This is a genomic window from Propioniciclava sp., from assembly GCF_029977985.1.
Lineage (GTDB): Bacteria > Actinomycetota > Actinomycetes > Propionibacteriales > Propionibacteriaceae > Propioniciclava.
In genome coordinates this window covers 1-1,692 of record NZ_JARKOT010000130.1, presented here as the reverse complement: position 1 = coordinate 1,692, position 1,692 = coordinate 1, and the positions used below count along the sequence as shown (strand labels likewise).

Sequence of the window (1,692 nt, the reverse complement as noted above, 5' to 3'; positions counted from 1 at the left end):
CGTCCTCGGAGAAGAACCCGGAGAAGGGGGCCGGGCGCACCCACGCCGGCATCGTCCAGTCGTCCCCGGTGCGGACGACCGGCGTGGCTCCGGCCGGGACGGTCGCGACGTACCGGGGACCGGACGGGTCGTCCGCCGCCGCCCGGCCCGGGGTGGCTGCCGTCCCGGACGGGGCCGGGCTGACCGCCGACGTCGCCGACGCCGGCGGGCCGGCGTCCGGCGCGCTGACGCAGGCCGCGAGAACGCCGCCGACCACCGCCACCGTCGCGACGGCAGCCAGGCGTGTCCTGCGCGCGGTGCGCATCCCGGCTCAGTGCAGCGAGGTGTCCGCGTCGGTGAGGTGCCAGCCCAGGAACCGGGCGGTGAACCCGGCTCTGGTCGGCGCGCACAGGAACGGCCCCGCCGCCACGTCGCCGCCGACGAACGGGGCCACCCGCACCAGCCGGAACGGCTCGTCGTCCACCCGGGCCCGAATCGTCAGCGCGTCCTCCGACCGGCTGACCCGGACGGTGACCCGACGGCCGTTCCAGTCGACCGGTGCGACCGACCAGTCCGAGCGGTCGATGGTGACGACCGCACCCACGTTGAGCACGCCGTCCGCGAACTCCAGGCCGGCCTTCACCCAGTGCTCGTCGTCGGCCCGGACGAACACCCCGGCCTGGTCGAACTGGCCGGTGAAGGTGGTCTGCAGGGTGACCTCGACCGCCTGGCCGACGGCGAGCGGCGCGAGCAGGGCGTGCTCGGTGTCGTGGACGAAGCCGTAGGCGGTGTGCCGCCACGCGTCCGAGCCCTCGACGGCCGTCGCGACCAGCGCCCCGTCCTCGACGGTGACCTCGGCCGGCGGGTTCGTCCAGGCCCCGTCCGCCCACTCCACCGCCGAGTTGTCAGAATCTGTGCCGGTCATCACCGGCTGAGCCTCTGACAACTCGGTGGGGGTGGGGGCGGAGGTGACGGTCTCGACGCCAGCCGCGGCGAAGTCGGCGAGCGTGGTGTCCAGCCGGTCGGGGGCGACGGCGGCGGTGAGGTCGAGCAGGACGCGGGTGGCGAAGCCGTCGCGGACGGCGTCCAGCGCGGTGGCACGCACGCAGTAGTCGGTCGCGATCCCGCACACGTCCACGGACGTGATCTGCCGGTCGACCAGCCAGTCGGCCAGCGACACCCCGCTCGCCGAGCCCTCGAAACCGGAGTAGGCGGCGGCGTATTCGCCCTTGTCGAACACGGCCTCGAACGCCGTCGAACGCAGCGCGGGGTGCAGCTCGGCGCCCGGCGTGCCGGCCACGCAGTGCACGGGCCAGGAGTCGACGTAGTCAGGGGTGGGGGAGAAGTGGGCGCCGGGGTCGATGTGGTGGTCCCGGGTGGCGAGCACGTGGTCGTAGCCGTGTGCGCCGGCGAGCAGCTCCGCGACCTTCCCGGCCACCGTGGCCCCGCCCGCGACCGCCAGAGAGCCGCCCTCGCAGAAGTCGTTCTGCACGTCGACGACCACCAGGGCCCGGCTCATTTCGCCGCCGCCTTCACCCGCTTCTTCGGTGCCGCGACCTCGTCCCGGACGGGCTCCGTCGCAGCCCTCGCCTTCGCGTACGGGTTGTCCGCCGGGTCGCCGGCGTCGTCCATCATGAGGGTCGGCAGCGCCGGCTCGCCCTTGCTCATCTTGTGCGCGGCCAGGGGAAGCTCGTCCCGGACCTGCCGGTGCCG

Annotated in this window: 2 protein-coding genes and 2 pseudogenes; all 4 read right to left on the bottom strand. The window is 74.4% G+C overall.

Annotated features, from left to right (window positions below; all coding sequences use genetic code 11):
• Positions 1-304: pseudogene (locus tag Q1K57_RS08330) on the bottom strand (hypothetical protein); the annotation flags it as partial.
• 6 nt (positions 305-310) lie between these two features.
• Positions 311-904: a DUF1349 domain-containing protein gene (locus Q1K57_RS08325; RefSeq protein WP_300080874.1), complete on the bottom strand. Its 594-nt coding sequence runs from the start codon at positions 902-904 to the stop codon at positions 311-313.
• A 45-nt stretch (positions 905-949) separates the two neighbouring features.
• Positions 950-1,498: pseudogene (locus tag Q1K57_RS08320) on the bottom strand (isochorismatase family protein); the annotation flags it as partial.
• The coding region (locus tag Q1K57_RS08315) for a hypothetical protein (protein ID WP_300080871.1) at positions 1,495-1,692 on the bottom strand (198 nt) is incomplete at its 5' end. The pseudogene Q1K57_RS08320 and the gene Q1K57_RS08315, both read right to left, overlap by 4 nt.